Source organism: Ketobacter sp. MCCC 1A13808 (assembly GCF_009746715.1).
In the GTDB taxonomy this organism is placed as follows: Bacteria; Pseudomonadota; Gammaproteobacteria; order Pseudomonadales; family Ketobacteraceae; genus Ketobacter.
This window is the reverse complement of sequence record NZ_VRKW01000016.1, coordinates 21,784-38,802: the sequence shown is the minus strand read 5'-3', so window position 1 is coordinate 38,802 and position 17,019 is coordinate 21,784. Positions and strand designations below refer to the sequence as shown.

12 protein-coding genes are annotated in these 17,019 nt (G+C 49.9%); 6 read left to right on the top strand and 6 right to left on the bottom strand.

The window, feature by feature from the left end; genetic code table 11:
* Positions 1 to 9: 9 nt before the first annotated feature.
* The 5 genes from FT643_RS20025 to FT643_RS20005 are packed head-to-tail and all read left to right on the top strand — an operon-like array spanning position 10 to position 6,089.
* Positions 10 to 990: a DUF58 domain-containing protein gene (locus tag FT643_RS20025; RefSeq protein WP_156873197.1), complete on the top strand. Its 981-nt coding sequence runs from the start codon at positions 10 to 12 to the stop codon at positions 988 to 990.
* Entirely contained in the window at positions 990 to 1,463 is a 474-nt protein-coding gene (locus FT643_RS20020) for a DUF4381 domain-containing protein (RefSeq protein WP_156873196.1), read from the top strand. Before FT643_RS20025 ends, FT643_RS20020 begins: the two co-directional genes overlap by 1 nt.
* The gene (locus tag FT643_RS20015) at positions 1,460 to 2,530 is read left to right on the top strand and encodes a vWA domain-containing protein (protein ID WP_156873195.1); all 1,071 of its coding nucleotides are present in this window, start codon (positions 1,460 to 1,462) and stop codon (positions 2,528 to 2,530) included. The genes FT643_RS20020 and FT643_RS20015 overlap by 4 nt, the downstream gene beginning before the upstream one ends.
* Positions 2,527 to 4,377: a VWA domain-containing protein gene (locus FT643_RS20010; RefSeq protein ID WP_156873194.1), complete on the top strand. Its 1,851-nt coding sequence runs from the start codon at positions 2,527 to 2,529 to the stop codon at positions 4,375 to 4,377. The genes FT643_RS20015 and FT643_RS20010 overlap by 4 nt, the downstream gene beginning before the upstream one ends.
* Entirely contained in the window at positions 4,371 to 6,089 is a 1,719-nt protein-coding gene (locus tag FT643_RS20005) for a BatD family protein (RefSeq protein WP_156873193.1), read from the top strand. The genes FT643_RS20010 and FT643_RS20005 overlap by 7 nt, the downstream gene beginning before the upstream one ends.
* 235 nt (positions 6,090 to 6,324) lie before the next feature.
* Here the strand turns inward: FT643_RS20005 and FT643_RS20000 are convergent, their stop codons facing one another.
* The 4 genes from FT643_RS20000 to pepN form a co-directional block, all read right to left on the bottom strand.
* Positions 6,325 to 8,652: an efflux RND transporter permease subunit gene (locus FT643_RS20000; RefSeq protein WP_156873192.1), complete on the bottom strand. Its 2,328-nt coding sequence runs from the start codon at positions 8,650 to 8,652 to the stop codon at positions 6,325 to 6,327.
* A gap of 30 nt (positions 8,653 to 8,682) precedes the next feature.
* The gene (locus tag FT643_RS19995; RefSeq protein WP_198043740.1) at positions 8,683 to 9,747 is read right to left on the bottom strand and encodes a WD40/YVTN/BNR-like repeat-containing protein; all 1,065 of its coding nucleotides are present in this window, start codon (positions 9,745 to 9,747) and stop codon (positions 8,683 to 8,685) included.
* Between the two features lie 189 nt (positions 9,748 to 9,936).
* Positions 9,937 to 11,322 (bottom strand): DUF1329 domain-containing protein, encoded by a 1,386-nt coding sequence (locus FT643_RS19990; RefSeq protein WP_198043738.1) that lies wholly within the window; start codon positions 11,320 to 11,322, stop codon positions 9,937 to 9,939.
* 354 nt (positions 11,323 to 11,676) lie between these two features.
* Positions 11,677 to 14,325 carry an aminopeptidase N gene (gene pepN, locus FT643_RS19985; protein WP_156873189.1) on the bottom strand — a complete coding sequence of 883 codons (2,649 nt, stop codon included), beginning with the start codon at positions 14,323 to 14,325 and terminating at the stop codon, positions 11,677 to 11,679.
* Between the two features lie 138 nt (positions 14,326 to 14,463).
* On the opposite strand from pepN, the gene FT643_RS19980 reads away from it, so the two are divergent.
* Positions 14,464 to 14,916, top strand: coding sequence for a DUF6231 family protein (locus FT643_RS19980; protein ID WP_156873188.1), 453 nt, complete (start codon positions 14,464 to 14,466; stop codon positions 14,914 to 14,916).
* A 31-nt stretch (positions 14,917 to 14,947) separates the two neighbouring features.
* Here FT643_RS19980 and FT643_RS19975 read toward each other — a convergent pair whose 3' ends face one another.
* Positions 14,948 to 15,208, bottom strand: coding sequence for a YeaC family protein (locus tag FT643_RS19975; RefSeq protein WP_156873187.1), 261 nt, complete (start codon positions 15,206 to 15,208; stop codon positions 14,948 to 14,950).
* An 87-nt stretch (positions 15,209 to 15,295) separates the two neighbouring features.
* The gene (locus tag FT643_RS19970) at positions 15,296 to 17,008 is read right to left on the bottom strand and encodes an EAL domain-containing protein (RefSeq protein ID WP_156873186.1); all 1,713 of its coding nucleotides are present in this window, start codon (positions 17,006 to 17,008) and stop codon (positions 15,296 to 15,298) included.
* Positions 17,009 to 17,019: the final 11 nt, after the last annotated feature.

The following is a 17,019-nucleotide window of genomic DNA, read 5'->3' as shown; positions in this document are numbered from 1 at the left end:
AGGAATATCATGGCGACTTCCAATAAGGTGATACGGGAACGCGACAATATCGAACAATACCGGGGCGTCTATGTTTCTATGGACGAACTGGTGGCCTTGCGCTCGACCAACCTGGAACTGGATTTGCGCGGACGCAAGAAAGCCCTGGCTGCCATGGCTGGCACCCATCGCTCTTCCTTCCGCGGACGTGGCATTGATTTTGATGAAGTCCGTATTTATCAACCCGGAGATGACGTGCGCAATATTGATTGGCGCGTTACTGCCCGAACCGGCCGCACCCATACCAAGCTGTTTCGCGAAGAACGGGAACGTCCCGTTTATCTGATGGTTGACCAGCGACAATCCTTGTTTTTCGGTAGCCAAAACGCCTTTAAATCCGTGGTTGCCGCCCGCGTTGCCGCCAGCCTGGCCTGGACCACCCGCAACCAAGGCGACCGGATTGGTGGTTTCCTGTTTAACGACGATGACGTTCAGGAGCTGCGTCCCCGTGACGGTAAGCGAGGGATCCAGAATTTATTCCGTGTTTTACTGCAGTACAATCAATCTCTGGATGCCCGCGAACGGCGGCGTCAAGGCTCCCGTCAATCTTTCATATCCGCTTTGCAGGAATTAAATCAGGTGGTTCGCCCTGGCAGCCTGGTTATCGTAATCAGTGATTTTCTGAATTATGATGATATCGCGCAGCAACACCTGACGCTGGTTGGCCGGCATAACGATGTGCTCGCAATCCAGATTTATGATCCGATGGAAAAACACCTTCCCCCCGCTGGCATCTATGGCTTTACGGATGGAAAACGCAATGTACGCCTGAACACCGCCCCCAAGGGCATCCGTAAGGACTACAATTTAAGCTTTCTCGCACGGCAGGAGCAGTTGCGTAAACAACTCACGTCAATTGCCGTGCCTCTGATCGAAATCAGCACAGAGGAAGATGTCACGGATCGTTTGCGTGAAACGCTGGGAATGCGCGCATCAGGGGGTAACCGTTGATGGAACAACAAGACCCACTGGCGCAATTGAAAGACATTCACTTGCCAGAGAGTATCGGTATCTGGCCACCCGCAATCGGTTGGTGGTTGTTGGCCATCATTCTGTTGGCACTGGTCATAGGTGGCCTGGTATGGCTACTGAAACGCCATCAGGCAACAGCCTATAAACGGGTTGCTCAGGCCCAGCTGCAAGAAATTGAGAGCCGTTTTCAAAAAGATAAGGATTATCGCCAGCTGTTGTCGGATCTTTCTGTGCTGCTGAAACGCACCTGTATTACCCGTTATGGCCGGGCACGTGTCGCCGGGTTAACCGGAAAAGAGTGGCTCAAATTTCTCGATGAGGCCGGATCTACGCAGGATTTTACCCAGGGACCTGGCAAAGTGCTGGTAAGTGAGCGCTTTCAACCAACGCCCAATGCGAACAGTCAAGCGCTGCTGCAACTGGTACAAAGCTGGTTAAAGAAACAATCATGATTATATTGAAGTGGATGCCGTTATTACTTATTTTGCCGTTGCCTTGGATACTCCGCGCCTTGCTGCCCCGGGCAGCGCAAAGCGACAGCGGTTTATTGCGTGTCCCCTTTTTTAACAATGTGAATGAAGTGGCGAACCACAAGGAACGGAACCAAAACAACAACCGTCGCAGTTATCGCTTTCTGCTGGTTTTTATCTGGTTTCTGCTAGTTGTTTCTGCAGCCGGGCCACAATACATTGGCGATCCGATACACATCACTTCTAAAGCGCGGGATTTGATGCTGGCAGTGGATGTCTCGGAAAGCATGCGGGTCACCGACATGCAATTAAAGGGTGACCCGGTGGATCGGCTGGTGGTTGTGAAATCGGTGCTTGCGGACTTTATACGGCAGCGCACCAGCGATCGCCTGGGATTAATTTTATTTGGCTCCCGTGCCTATTTGCAAACCCCGCTGACCTTTGACCGTAAAACATTACTGCAACTGCTGAATGAATCCTCTATCGGCATTGCCGGAAAGAGTACCGCCATCGGCGATGCCATCGGGCTGGCTTTGAAGCGATTACAGGACCGGCCCAACGACAGTAAGGTTTTAATTCTGCTCACCGACGGTCAAAATCGCGCTGGAGAAATTGACCCGATCACGGCGGCAAATCTGGCAGCCCAGAAAGGCCTGAAAATTTACACGGTGGGTGTCGGTGCCGATGAATACATTGCACCGGGCATATTCGGAACCCGATTCGGCGCGCGACGTCTCAACCCGGCTGCCGATCTGGATGAAGACGCTCTCAAGCAAGTCGCGTCCATTACCGGAGGTCGCTACTTCCGTGCCAAATCCGCCGAGTCCCTGAAAAATATCTACGCACTTTTGGATGAATTGGAACCGGTAGACGCTACCCCCGAAACGTTCCGGCCGGTTAAAGCGCTGTTTCATTATCCGCTGGCGCTCGCTTTGCTGCTCACGATTGCCATCAGCCTTTTCACCATCACCCGAAATTACGGAGCACACCTTAAAGTAAGACGCAGCGGCCAGGAAAACCTTGCCCGGTCAACCGGGGCCAAACCATGAGCGAATTTTTACAACAAATCGAACAGTTCCATTTTCTGCGTCCGTTATGGTTACTCGCTATTCTCCCAGCCATCGTACTCACTGTCTTTCTATGGCGTCGCAAAGCCGCTTACGGGGCGTGGCAAAAAATCATCTCCCCCAATTTGTTACCCCATTTATTGGCCGGAAACGTCGCCAGACAAAGCAAAATACCCCTATTGATGCTGGCTGTATGCTGGGTTCTGGCCATCGTTGCGTTGGCAGGGCCGACCTGGAAACAGTTGCCTCAGGCTGTGCAAAAGAAAGTTCAGGCCCAGGTGATAGTAATGGATCTTTCCCTCTCTATGTATGCCAAGGATTTGTCCCCTTCACGCCTGGTACGTGCGCGGATGAAATTGAACGATATTCTACATAACAAAACTGAAGGGCTTACCGCGCTGATTGTGTTTGCGGGCACACCTCACGTCGTGACCCCGCTGACCGACGACAACAACACCATCTTGAGCATGGTGAACAGTTTAAACCCCGACATCATGCCAATCAAAGGCAGTGACCCCGTTGCTGCCGTAAATAAGGCAGTGAATGTTCTGAAACAGGCCGGTTTTGATAGCGGTCGTATACTGCTGATGACCGACGAATTGCCAACTAATTTCGCCGCTAAGCTATCCGATGTTATCGGTTTCAGAACACCGCTTTCCGTGATGGGGATAGGCACGCCCCAAGGAGCACCGATCGCCTTGCCGGACGGTACCTTCATCAAATCATCCAACGGCAATGTAGTGGTACCCAAACTGGATGTTTCCGCGATGAAAAAAGCAGCCTCGACACTCAGCGCCCGCTTCAGCACCATTAGTACCAACAATGATGATCTGGACTATTTACTGGCAGAAGGCGTTCTTCCGAGTGAACAGGAAATGAAGGACACAGGTCGCGAGTTTGATGTTTGGGATGAAGCAGGCCACTGGCTGGTTCTGTTTATCCTCCCCCTGGCTGCGGCGGGCTTTCGTCGCGGTTGGCTCAGTTGTTTGGTTGCCCCCACGTTTGCTTCTCTGGTACTTCTGGGTCACAGCAACGAAAGCCAAGCCATGGGCTGGGATGATCTTTGGCAAACACCCGACCAACAAGCACAGCAAACACTCCAGCAAGGCGACCCAAAAACGGCGGCAGAGCAATTTGAAAATCCGCAATGGAAAGCCAGCAGCTTTTATAAAGCGCAAGATTACGAAGCAGCGGAGAGCTATTTCTCCAAAGGGCAGGATGCTGACAGCCTCTACAATCTGGGTAATGCCCAGGCTCGCCTACAGAAGCTGGATGAGGCGATAGCCTCTTACGAGAAAGCATTAGAACTGAACCCTGATATGTCAGACGCCAAAGCCAATCTGGACCTGGTGAAAAACCTGAAACAGCAACAGAAGCAGCAGGAGCAGCAAGGCGACGGCGAGGACAAAAAACAGGACCAGAAAGATCAGCAGGAACAACAAGATCAGAAAGATCAGAAAGATCAGAAAGACCAGAAAGATCAGAAAGATCAGAAAAATGATTCTGAGCAGAATCAAAGCGGCAAGCAAGACGAAGATCAAGAAAGCCAACAAGACCAGAACCAACAGCAACAAGACAAAGAGCAAAAGCAGGAAGAACAGCAGCAAGAACAGGAAGAACAACAGGCACAACAAGAGCAACCAGAACAGGAAGCAGACTCTGAGCAAGCAGATCCGATGCCCGCAATGCCCGAACGCACAGAGGATCAGCAAGCCTTGGAACAATGGCTAAGACGCATACCAGATGATCCAGGTGGTCTGCTTCAGCGCAAGTTCCAACACGAGTCACAGTTAAGACAAAATTCGTCCAACGGAGATCCAACATGGTAAAGCTGTATCACATAGGCAGTCTTATCTTATGCTTACTTTTGAGTTTTGCAGTTCAGGCGGTGGAAATTTCAGCCCGGCTGGATACCAACGAAGTGAGTGTCGGCGATTCCGTTAAGCTCACCGTTACCGTAGATGAGCAATCCTCAGGTAAAGAGCCGGATTTCTCACCGCTAAATCAACACTTCGAAATACTCTCGACAGTGCAAAGCTCGACATCCAACATTATCAATGGCCGCTACAGCGCCACCAGCAGCTGGATTCTGACGCTGTTACCGAAGCAGAAAGGTTACGTTGCGATTCCCCCGATTCAATACAACAACGTGTTCAGCAAACCGCTAAAATTGCATGTGGTGAAGCGCGCCAGCTCAACTACACAAGCGGAGGATTTCCTGTTTCTGGACGCGTCGGTAGATAAAAAAGAAGTCTTTGTACAAGAGCAACTCATCTATACCCTGCGTATTTTTCGCGCCGATATCGATATATTTGATCACACCTACAACCCGCCGGATATCAAAAACGGTGTAATGGAACAGCTCGGCGAGCAACGCAACTATCAGACTACCATCGGTGGCCGGATCTATAATGTTATTGAATTACAGTACGCCGTATTCCCGCAAAAAAGTGGCAAGCTGGATATCCCTTCTGCCGAGTTTATCGGTACGGTCTTCCGCTCCCGCAGCCGTACTTATAATTTCGATCCATTAAATGGTCGCCAGGTACGGCGTGCTGCGCCGGAACTCCAAATCAACGTCAAACCCAAACCCGCCTCCTATCCGGCGGACCAACCCTGGTTGCCGGCCAGGTCGCTGCAGCTGGAAGACACCTGGTCTCCGGATACAGGCACCGCCAATATAGGGGACCCTATCACACGCACCATCAAAATAACCGCTGAGGGCTTGCTTACCACCATATTGCCCTCGCTACCTGAAACCCGCATTAAAGGCGTTAAAATCTATCCGGAGCAGCCGGAGAACTCGAGCACATCCGGTGCCAAAGGAATCATCAGCTCACGCACAGTAAGCCAGGCGATTATCGCTACCCAAGCTGGCGAAGTAGAATTGCCGGCCATCGACATAACCTGGTGGGATGTGGATCAGCAAGAGGTGAAAGTGACCACCCTGCCCGCTCACACGCTGACGGTCTCCGGTTCCGGCATGCAGTCTCAAACCGATTCCAATGCCACACCTAGTCTGAACACGCCTGCCAACCCGAAACCCACGCCTACTGCGGCTGCCACAACACCCGGCATCAGCAGCACCTGGCAATGGCTTGCAATTACGTTCTTCTTGCTCTGGATTGTGACCGGATCGGTATTACTGTGGTTGTTTCTAAAACGGAAAAAGCCCGAAAACACTCAGCTTGAAACCAATAGCAACAACAACGAAACCTCGCTGAAAGCGGCTAAAGAGGAACTTGAGAAAGCCTGCCGGGAAAACCATGCCCACAAGGCGCGCAACGCTGTGATACAGGTTTTCCGGCAACATTGGGAAGATTCATCGGTCAGGAATTTACAACACATTAGCCAACGACTGGCCTATGAACCCCTTACCCTTGCATTGGATGAGCTGGATCAGCATTTATACCGCCGGGATGGGGATAGTGATGCAGCCTGGAACGGAAGCACGCTGCTGAGTATTGTTGAAGACAGTTTAAATCAACCCCAAGCGGCTCCCACCACCAAAGAACCACTTGCGCCGTTATACCCTGTCTAAGTGGATCCGCTGATTATAGCCTTGCGGCTCATACAGCAAGGCTTTGAGAGCAGCTTCCATATCGACGGTCTCGTGCCAGGGTCCAAACAAACGATGCTTTTTCAGGTTCAATTGATCTTACAGCGAATCATCCTGGCTTTGGAGTTCGAACGCCAGGGTATGCAGTTTATCCACGCCGACTAAAAAAGCCGGCATCAAAGCCGGCTTTTTTACTGCTGGTAATTTCAAATCAGGCTTACTGCTGATTAATTGGTTTTATTTTGCCTCGAATAAGGAAGTTAGCCAGGGCCGGTAACAGCCAGATCGCACCCACCATATTCCACAAAAACATAAAGGTCAGCAACACACCCATGTTGGCCTGAAATTTTATATCTGAGAATATCCAGGTCCCCACACCGATGGCGAGCGTCAAACCAGTGAAACAAACGGCTTTACCGGTTACCTTCAAGGTCTGGAAGTAGGCTTCTTCCAAATCCAAGCCCTGCTCCATAAAACCTTTGAGGCGGGTATATATATAAATTCCGTAATCCACCCCGATTCCGACACCCAGGGCAATAACCGGTAATGTTGCCACCTTGACGCCAATACCCAGCACCGTCATCAATGCCTGACACAAGATCGAAGTGAGTGCCAGGGGAACGATAATACAGATAACCGCGCGAATAGAACGGAATGTGATTAAACAAAGGATCGACACCACACCGTATACCAGAACTTTCATCATGTTCTGCGCGTGTGAAATTGTATCGTTGGTCGCCGCTTCCACACCGGCATTACCCGATGCCAGAACAAAGGTTGCAATATCCGGATCGTTTTCAGCCTCTGCAAATTCCTTCACCGCCGCCACGGCACGATCCAGGGTTTCTGCTTTGTGGTCGTCCAGGAAGATAATCACCGGAGCCAGACTACAGTCCGTATTCACCAATCCGCCCGGAACCGTTTGTACCGAGTTGTTGATAATATCCTGCACCCGTGTCAATGAAGCCCACTTCCAGTTGCCTTCGTTAAAACCGGTAATAACACGCTTGGAGACGGTCACTACCGACAACGTGGATTGAACACCGGGCACGTTTTCCATGTGCCACATAAAGCGGTCCATCTTACGCATGGCTTTTGAATCGGTACAGGCATATGCGGGTGTTTCCACCATCACAACCAACACATCCGCGCTGACCGAGTAATTGTCATTGACGTATTTGTCATCCAGGTTATATCTTGAATCGGGCCACAGCTCCGGAGCCCCGGCATCCAGATCACCGATTTTCAGATCCTTACTGATATACATGCCGGCCGCGCCACCAATAATGGCAATAACGACAGATACAGCAGCGACTTTCGGACTCGCGCATTTAGCGATGGTACGCCAGATCACACTGTCGGAGCTTTCCTTTTTGCTCATGGAGCGTATCGCTGCCGGACTCGCGCCAGCATAAGACAGAAATACAGGAATCATCAGCAGGTTTGTCAGGATCAGTGCGCACACGCCCAAACCGGCAGAAATAGCCAGATCCTGAATTACATGAATTTCGATGGTCCAGAGAGTCATAAAACCGATCGCATCACTAACCAAGGCGAGCAATGCCGGAACGTAGAGTGCACGGAACGTCAGCTTCGCGGCTTCCAACTTCATATTAACGCGAAAGGATTCCACAGCGAATTCGTTGATCAACTGGACGCCGTGACTTACCCCGATGGCGAAGATCAGAAACGGTACCAGCATGGAATAAGGGTCTATACCCTTACCCAGCAAAGTAAGAATACCGACCTGCCAAACGACGGCAATAACGGAGCAACCGACCACGATCATCGTACTGCGAATACATTTGGAATCGATCAACAACAGCACAAAGGTGATTCCGATTGCGATCAAAAAGAACAAGGCGACACCCGACGCGCCTTCGATCAAATCCCCGATCTTTTTAGCAAAACCTACGATGTGGATTTCAAATTTGTCGTTTTGGAATTTATCCCGGATATCGCTTTCCAGCTGTTTGGAAAACGCTTTGTAATCGATCTTGTTTTTACCACCCGACTGATCCAATAACGGCACATACACGGTGGCCGATTGGAAATTATCAGCAACCAGACGGCCCACTTGTCCGGATCTCAACACGTTGTGTTGCACCTGATCCAGGGAAGTTGCAGATCCATCATAGGACGGTGGAATTATCTCCCCGCCGCGAAAACCATCCTCGGTCACTTCCATCCAGCGTACGTTCGCAGTCCAGAGTGATTGAATATTCGCTTTGTCTACACCCTGAAAATAGAAGATTTCATCGGTCACTTGCCGCAATAACTGGAGAAAGTCATCCGTATAGATATCACCCTCTTTGGCTTCAATCACGATGCGGATGTCGTTACCCAGGCTCATTTCATCTATATGGCGCAACAGGTTCTGAATGAACTCATGCTTGAGCGGAACCATTTTTTCAAATTCGGTGCTCAATTTCACATCTTTAGCGTTATAGCCAAAGAACACCGTCAACAGGAGAAACCCGATTAAAATGACGGGCCTGATTTTAAAAATGCTATTTTCAAGCATCGAACTTTTATTCGTCGACATAAGTAACCTTAAAAATTCAGCGAACTGGATCTACTTAGTTTTGGGGGTAGCTAGCTGGACACCACCCTGACCAACCATAATTAATTTTCCGTTAGGGGTTTTCTCAATCGCTAACAGAGCATTTCTAGATGAGGTTACCTGCATCGAGAAAGATTCACCGGAATCCTGGCTAGTCAGAACAACCCCGGAGTTGCCAACCAAAATGACACTGTCCTCTCCCAGCACCACCCCGTCCATCAGGCCGTCACTGGCATCACTTTTCACTTTCTGCCAGGAGTCACCCCGATCACCGGACTTAAAAATATTCCCTTGCAAGCCATAAATGAAAACGTCGTCAGGCCCGTAGCCCGGCAGCACACCAAAAAAGGACCCTTCATACGGGCTGGGCAGCGTCACCCAGGAATCACCGAAATCGTCGGAACGGAACAGCACCCCTTTTTCACCGGCAATATAAACAATGCCCTGCCTGTTACTGGTGATGGAATTCAAATGCCAGCCGTCAAAGTTATCGATACGGTCGGCCACGTCCTTCCAGGTTTTACCGCCGTCTTCTGTATGCAGGAACATGCCGTAGGCACCAACAGCAAAACCTTCCTTATCGTCACGAAACCAAATATCCAATAAAGGAGACCCTTCCTGGGGCAATTTAGTGAAATCCTCGTCAGACAATTGATTCAGCTCTTCGTCAGTGCGCACCACATGAGGCTTAGCGTATTGCAATTGCCAGGTTTTACCGGCATCGCTGGAATGCAGGATCACCCCTTCATGTCCCACAACCCACCCTTGGGTCGGTGTCGGAAAATCCACCGCAGTCAGCAATAGTTGCACCGGCACTTCGGATTGCTCCCAATGTTCGCCGTTATCTTCTGATATCAAGATATGACCGTTGTCGCCAACCGCGACCAGTTTACTATCAAAAACATCCAGAGACGTGAGCAGCGAAGACGTCGCGATTTGCGATTTCATTGAGGGACGGGTGTTCAGCTGACTAAGATAATCAGCCGCAATAGCCTTACTCTGTATACCCGCCCAACACACAACAAAGAGTGCAGCGGTCAGTGACATGGAATGAAGTTTTTTAGTTGATGTCCACATAGGAGAGTTAACTGCCTTTCTCATAGTTAAAATTAGCGTTTAAATCCACAATATCCGCAGAAGAAAGCTCACGCATTAAACCAAAATCCACGAACAAGATTCACCCAACTACGTAATTCTGGCCACAGTGAGCGGGTAAAACGGCCTAAAACACGCGATGAATATTAGACCATTGCGCAGCGATTGCACTTATCGGGTGCCACCACGCCGCAATGCCTGCGGACTGAATTCACCCTTCTTTGGTGGAGCGTTTAAAAACTCGATTGCTAAGCCATTTGAATTATCTAAAAAGGAGGCGTAGTAGCGTTTTGACTCCAGGTCGTGATTCACCGACAGCGCTGACCAAGTCACCGGCACATGGTAATAGTTAACCAGATAGGAAACATGAACCCGCCATAAATTTCCACGCGCGTCGTATTGATCAGCCTGAACAATGCTCCATGAGTCTTCATCCAGATAAAAGCGACGCTTGCTGTATAGATGCCGGGTACCCTTTTTGACCGAACCTTCAATCACCCATACCCGGTGCATTTCATAACGGGTTAAGTCGGGGTTGACGTGGCCTTTCTTGAGTAGCTGATCGTAATCACCGGTTTGATTGGATAACTTAAAGTTGTTATAGGGAATCAACATTTCCTGCTTGCCGACAAAACGCCAATCGTAACGGTCTAATGCACCGTTAAACATATCGACATCATCGGCAGTCAGCAGATTATCTGCACTGGGGACAGGATTGTCATACCCAACTGACGGAGCACGTCGCACGCGGCGGGTGCCCGCATTATAAATCCAGGCCGAACGGTCTTCTTTAATACGATCAATGGTTTCGTGCACCAATAACGCGCCCCCTGCCAGGCGCGAAGGTTTGGTGATGGATGCCATAAACTGTGACATCTGATTGTCGATTGTTTTGAAATTTTCAGCCGGGTCGTAGTAAAGAAAATAAACACTTTGGTCAGCGGACACAATGGAGTATTTTCCATTGGCATGAACCGGCGCCTCTGAAGTGACGGCTTTGATAAAAAGCCCACGCCATCGCGTTAAATGGTTCCAGAGAATTTTACGCGCGTCGTATTCACCCGCCTCGTTCTTAGGCACCGGAAATGGCACCCCACCAAAAGCATCGGTGAAGCCGTTACCGTCATTGACCAGTTTAGCGGTCTGGTGATTGGAGGCGATATTGTCATAAACCCATGGGGTTGCAGCCGCCGTGCGGTGGCTGGGATAAACCGGTAGGTTATAGGATTCAGGATAGGCTTTTAATAACGCTTTCTGCCCGTCTGACAGGTGGTCAGCATGTTCGGCCTGATTAGCGGACGTAATAACATAGAGGGGTTTTTCAGCGGCGTAATGGTCTTCCAGCTTGTCCTTAACCGGCTTGGTATTTTCCGGAGTCAAACCGCCGTCCCAAGCTGGAATCGATCCGGATTCATTAGCACTTTGCTCTGCACCATAAGGGGTTAATCCCGGTGCCAGCGGCTTTGCGTATCCGTTAGTAGCCGACAACCAAACCAGCACCGACACGGCAAAAGCAAATACCGAAGTCGGTAAAACAGAACGACTCGCCACACTCATATTATTTCCCGCACACATTCCCAATACACCTTGGCGCCGGTACGTTACCCGGACACATCCATTTCACGCTGTTATCGAATTTGAGCAGCAGACAAATACCATTGCCCAATAGTCCAGCGTCCTCGGGCATCCTGCCGTTGGAAACTGAACCTATGTTCTCGTTATTTTTTTGGCTGTAATTTAATAACTTAGCTTAATTCTTATTATCTGTCTGCTTGCTCGCCAATGTTCTGTCTGAATAATGACAAGCGGCATAAAATAACGAATGGCATTAAATGGTACAAATACTTATTCCTGATAAGAACAAGCAATCTTATGTTTATTACACAAAGCCATTCAGTTTGTCTTTTTCGCCTAGCTTTTCAGTGCTTTGGTCACCACCTCGTATACATCCGGTGACAGCGGTTCTGATTGCACGCGGGATAATTGCTGTTTAATCAGACCCGCCCTCGCCTGATCAAAGTTCGCCCAGCGCGTCATAATGACCGCCATTCGGGACGCAACCTGAGGATTCAATTTATTCAGAGCAATGATTTGATCTGCTAAAAAAGCGTAACCACTGCCATCCTCATTATGAAAATTAACCGGGTTGTTATTACAAAACGCACCAATCAATGCACGTATTTTATTCGGGCTGGTCATATCAAATGCCGTGTGATTCATTAATTCCTTCACCCGCTCCAACGTGTCTGCCTGGGGTGCGGAAGCCTGAACCATAAACCACTGGTCTACCACCAGGGATTCATTCGACCAGCGCTGATAAAATTGCTCGATCACTTGTGACTTTTCGGAACGGCTGGAATGCACCAACGCTTTGAAAGCAGAGAGTTGATCCGTCATATTACAGGCCTGTTTAAATTGGTTAAGGCAACGCTCAACCACATCGTCCTGTTCCAGTGACATCAGATAGTACATGCAGGTATTACGCAAACTGCGCTCAGAAACGTCCTGATCCCGATAGTGGTATTCGGTGTGCAACGGATAACGATCCAGCACGGAGGTCATTTCGGTACTTAAACTGGACGCCAATGCCTGTTTCAGAGCTTCTCTGCTTTGGTGAATTGCGTCAACCTGGGTCGGCTTGGGTAACAGCTCGGCCAGGAACTGCTCTGTGGGCAACTCCAACATTTTCGCGACCATCGCCAGATCCAGGCTCGAGTCGGTCAATAACGTCCTGAATGCATCCACCAAGACCGAATCCGGCTGCACCGATTCGTTGTTTTGGAAGCCGGCAATCATATCTTCCAGCACAGAGACGACTAATTGCTGACTGGCACTCCAACGATTGAATCCGTCGCGGTCATGGGCCATCAAAAACGCTAACGCTTCACGACTCTGCGGATATTGCAAACGCACCGGCGCAGAGAAACCACGCAGTAATGAGGCCACCGGCTTTTCTTTTATATTCCTGAAAACAAAGGTTTCAGTCGGCTGCTTGAGTTCCAGAACCGGGTTGTCCGGATCAATCCGGGTTCCGCCTTCCAGTTCCAGCGGCAAGTCATTGCCAGTGCTATCCACCAGCCCAATGGCCACCGGAATATGCAATGGCTTCTTTTCCGGCTGTCCGGGGGTGGCTGGTGTCTCCTGCTTGAACGTCAGCGTAAAGGTTTCCGATGATGCCGAAAACTCACTACTCACCTGCAAGCAGGGTGTACCAGACTGGGAATACCAAAGCCGGAACTGGGACAGATCAATTTGGTTGGCGTCCTCCATCGCTTGCACAAAATCATCGCAGGTAACAGCCTGACCATCATGACGCTCAAAATACAAATCAGAGCCCTTACGGAAGCCGTCAACACCGACTAAACGGCGAATCATCCGTACAACTTCCGCTCCTTTTTCGTAGACCGTGGTGGTGTAAAAGTTATTAATCTCGATGTAACTGTCCGGTCGGATGGGATGGGACATCGGACCAGAATCTTCCGCAAATTGCACCGTTTTCAAAAAGTTGACATCATCAATGCGGTTCACTGTTTCTGAACCCATGTCCGCGGAAAATTGCTGATCGCGGAATACAGTAAAGCCCTCTTTAAGGCTTAACTGAAACCAATCCCGGCAGGTAACACGATTGCCAGACCAGTTATGAAAATACTCGTGCGCAATCACACTTTCCACGCGCTGGAAACCGGCGTCCGTTGTTGTTTCTGCGCTGGCCAGCACACAGGACGTGTTAAATATATTAAGCCCTTTATTTTCCATCGCCCCCATATTGAAATGGGAAACCGCAACGATCATGTAAATATCCAGATCGTATTCACGCCCATAGACGTTTTCGTCCCACTTCATGGAACGTTTTAAAGAATCCATTGCATGATCGCACTTATCCAAATCCTGTGGTTCCACAAAAATCTGCAATGACACTTCTCGCCCGGAGCTGGTGACAAACCGGTCTTCCACGACCGATAGGTCACCTGCAACCAGTGCAAACAGATAACAGGGCTTTTTGAAAGGATCTTCCCATTTCACAAAATGTCGCCCGGCGTCCAGATCCCCTTTCTCTACCGGGTTGCCATTTGATAACAAAACCGGATAACTGGATTTGTCGGCTTCAATACGCGTGGTGAAACGGGCCATCACGTCTGGCCGGTCCAGGTAATAGGTTATTTTTCTAAAACCTTCTGCTTCACATTGAGTGCAGTACATCCCTTTGGAAACATAGAGCCCTTCCAGCGAAGTATTGCGTTTGGGGTCGATGCGGGTGACCAATGTCAGAATAAATTGGCCAGGAACGTTATTCATGGTTAAGGTTTCATCAGCAATGCTGTATAGGCTTTCCGGCACCGGCTCTGCATTCACCTTGATTTCAAGCAACTCGAGGTCCGCGCCAACCAGCTCCAGCGAAGTAGCAACGGCCGTTTGCGTGTTTTTACGAATATGCAATTGTGCAGTGACATCGGTGTAATCGGAGAAGATCCGCACATCCAGGTGAGTTTCATCGATTAAATAATCAGGCGCTCTATACTCGGACAAGCGAATGGTTTTCGGGGCGTTATTTTCTTTCATGATGATTAGACCAACGATAGGCTGAGCGCATCCCTAAAACAGAGACAGCGGCAAGTTGAACCACAGCGATACATGCTGAATAATGTTGAGAAGTGCAGTATGTATTAGCCCTATCAAATTCTCAACCGAGTATTATTTATGGTTCCCGCCCCCCTTCTGGCCACGATTGAACGTGAACAACCCGCTTCCACTCTTCTTGTCTACGTCCACACACGCCCCGATTTCACGCCACCGGCTGCAGTACAGCCAATAACCACCGATGAGCTGCTGGACAGCGGCTACACAGACCGAGCCGACCTGATATTTATCGGGCAGAATTGTCTTCAAGATGAAAAGGAGAAACTCATGCAACTGGTAGCAAAATGCCGGGATATCTTGTCCAGCCGGGTTCTGGTTGAAATGGGTGGCAATGCCGCACTGAATGAGCAAGACATGTTGGCTTTGGCCTTTACCCATTACGCGGTCACTGAAACTGAAAGTGGCGAAACGCAATACTATTACTTCGATCTGAAGACCTACAAACCGGTTCCGGATTGGCTCAACCCCAAATTCTGGGCCAACCCACAAAACTGGGATAAATTCCGCTGGTAAAGCCTTGCGCGAAGGCGCATTGAAGGGAAGCTTACTGCAAAAACTTCACCGGTTTGTGCTGCAAATCATCATCGCACAGCTCGCCGTCATCTTTTGTGCCGCGATCAATAAATCCCACCCTATCCTGCTCCGGCAAATGGCGTTCTCCATAAGCGATGATGGCCTGCATCACATGCTCTCGTTGCTCCGGCTTCAGGCGTGTGCCATCGGCCCACTTTCCCAGCTCAAGAGCCCGTTTCAGATTGTCATAGGTTTCTGGGGTGATTGATTCAATCAGCGCGTCAAAGTCCATACTGTGCTCATTTTCTGTATCAGGCCATAATTGTGCGGGATTGTAGCATATCGCATCGGCCTTTGACGCAGGGCGTCAGCACTGCCCTCACGTACCCGCTAATGCCAGTTCCAGGGGTGTGGGTGGAGCCAGACTAACCCCTTGATATTCAATAGGCAGGCTTTTCGAGAGATTATCCAGCTGGGCTTCATTCTCAATATTCTTGACTATAACCCGCAACCCCAGCCCAGAAGCAAAGCGCGCAATGCCGTCAATAAAAGCAGACTCCCGGCTTTCCCATGTTAATCGTTCGGTAAACGCCGCTGACAACTTGATCGCGTCCACCGGTATGCGCTGCAGGTACATCAGGGAATAACGGCTAAGCCCGTAATCATCGATGCAAAACTTGATGCCCATCACCTTGAGTTTTTCTATCAAAATCACACACTGATCGAAATCGTGCGTGATCGTAAGTTCCTTCACTTCGAACTCAAGGTGAGGCAACAATTTGCGGTCTTCCTCGCTGATTCGGCTAAGGCACTCGAATAGCGCCGGCGAAAAAAACTGCGCCGAGCTGAGATTAACGGATATGGAAATATCGCAGCGGGATTTATTGCGCAGTTCCCGCAACGCATTGAGCGCATTTGACACCATGATGTCCGTTAGCACATCCATCAAACCGGCTTTTTCACACAGCGAGATAAACTCGGTGGGGGCAACCAACCCCAAACTGGAATCCAGCCAGCGGGGTAATGCCTCATAACTGGTGATGGTGACCCGATCCTGGGCAAATACCGGTTGCACAAAAGTCTCCAAAGCCCCGGTTTCCATTGCTTCACTCAAGCGTGAAACTACATCCAACGAGGATTTGAGTTCGTTTTCTTCAGTGATCAGGGGGGCTACCGGCATCACACCGGCTTGTGAATCCACCTTGTGCATCAGCTCTGTCGTGATCAGGTTGGTTTTGGCCATTAAACTGTAGCAGTATTCCAGCGAACTCAAAATCGCATTGATCTGCACTGCAACATCTGCAATTTCGTCTTTACCCTGGGAGTCGAGACGACCTTTAAAATCCCCTGACTGCATAATGCGCCGTGACTGGCGCAAAATCTTGTTCAAACGCAACCAGATTGGCCGGTAATAAAAGAACCAGACAATGGCACCGCACACCCCGGCACTCAATAGAATCGACAGCCACCACAGATAGGGTAACGGCTGCACCGGATTACTTGCACGGGCACTGATATAGACCGGTTTGCCCACCATTGCCGGCAACGCCAACACCGCCGTATTGCGGCCAAAAGCCGGTGTATCCGCCTTGGTCGCGGAGAGTTTCAATTGGTAGTCCAGAGATTCTGACAACCGTAACAACCACCGGCTCAGGAATACAGCTGTCACGGATTGCACATCGCCTTTTTGATGCACCGCCATTAAAATCACCCGATCGCGCCAATAGGTAATCCCCACTTCTGCCTGGCGAGGCACTTTCAAAAAATTAATCATGCTGGTAAGCAGGCTGTCCTCATCATCCTTGTCTTCCAAAGTAGTTTGATAGGTCAACAGGTCCTGGCGATCAAACACCAGGCGGACATCCACCGGACTGGGCAGGCTTTCCAGTTTCAATTCGGGCTGTTGCGCCAGCCATTTCAATTGTTGCTGCATATCGCCCACCACCAAAACAAGGTTACGCTCGATAACGCTGGTTTCATGATCGGTGGGAGTATGCGTGCCCAGATTATGCATCCAGGCGCTAATCGATACGCTTGCGGTGGTTAACAACACCCAAAGAATTAAAGAAGACGTTTTCCCCTTCAACTGCATGTGGCAGGCCT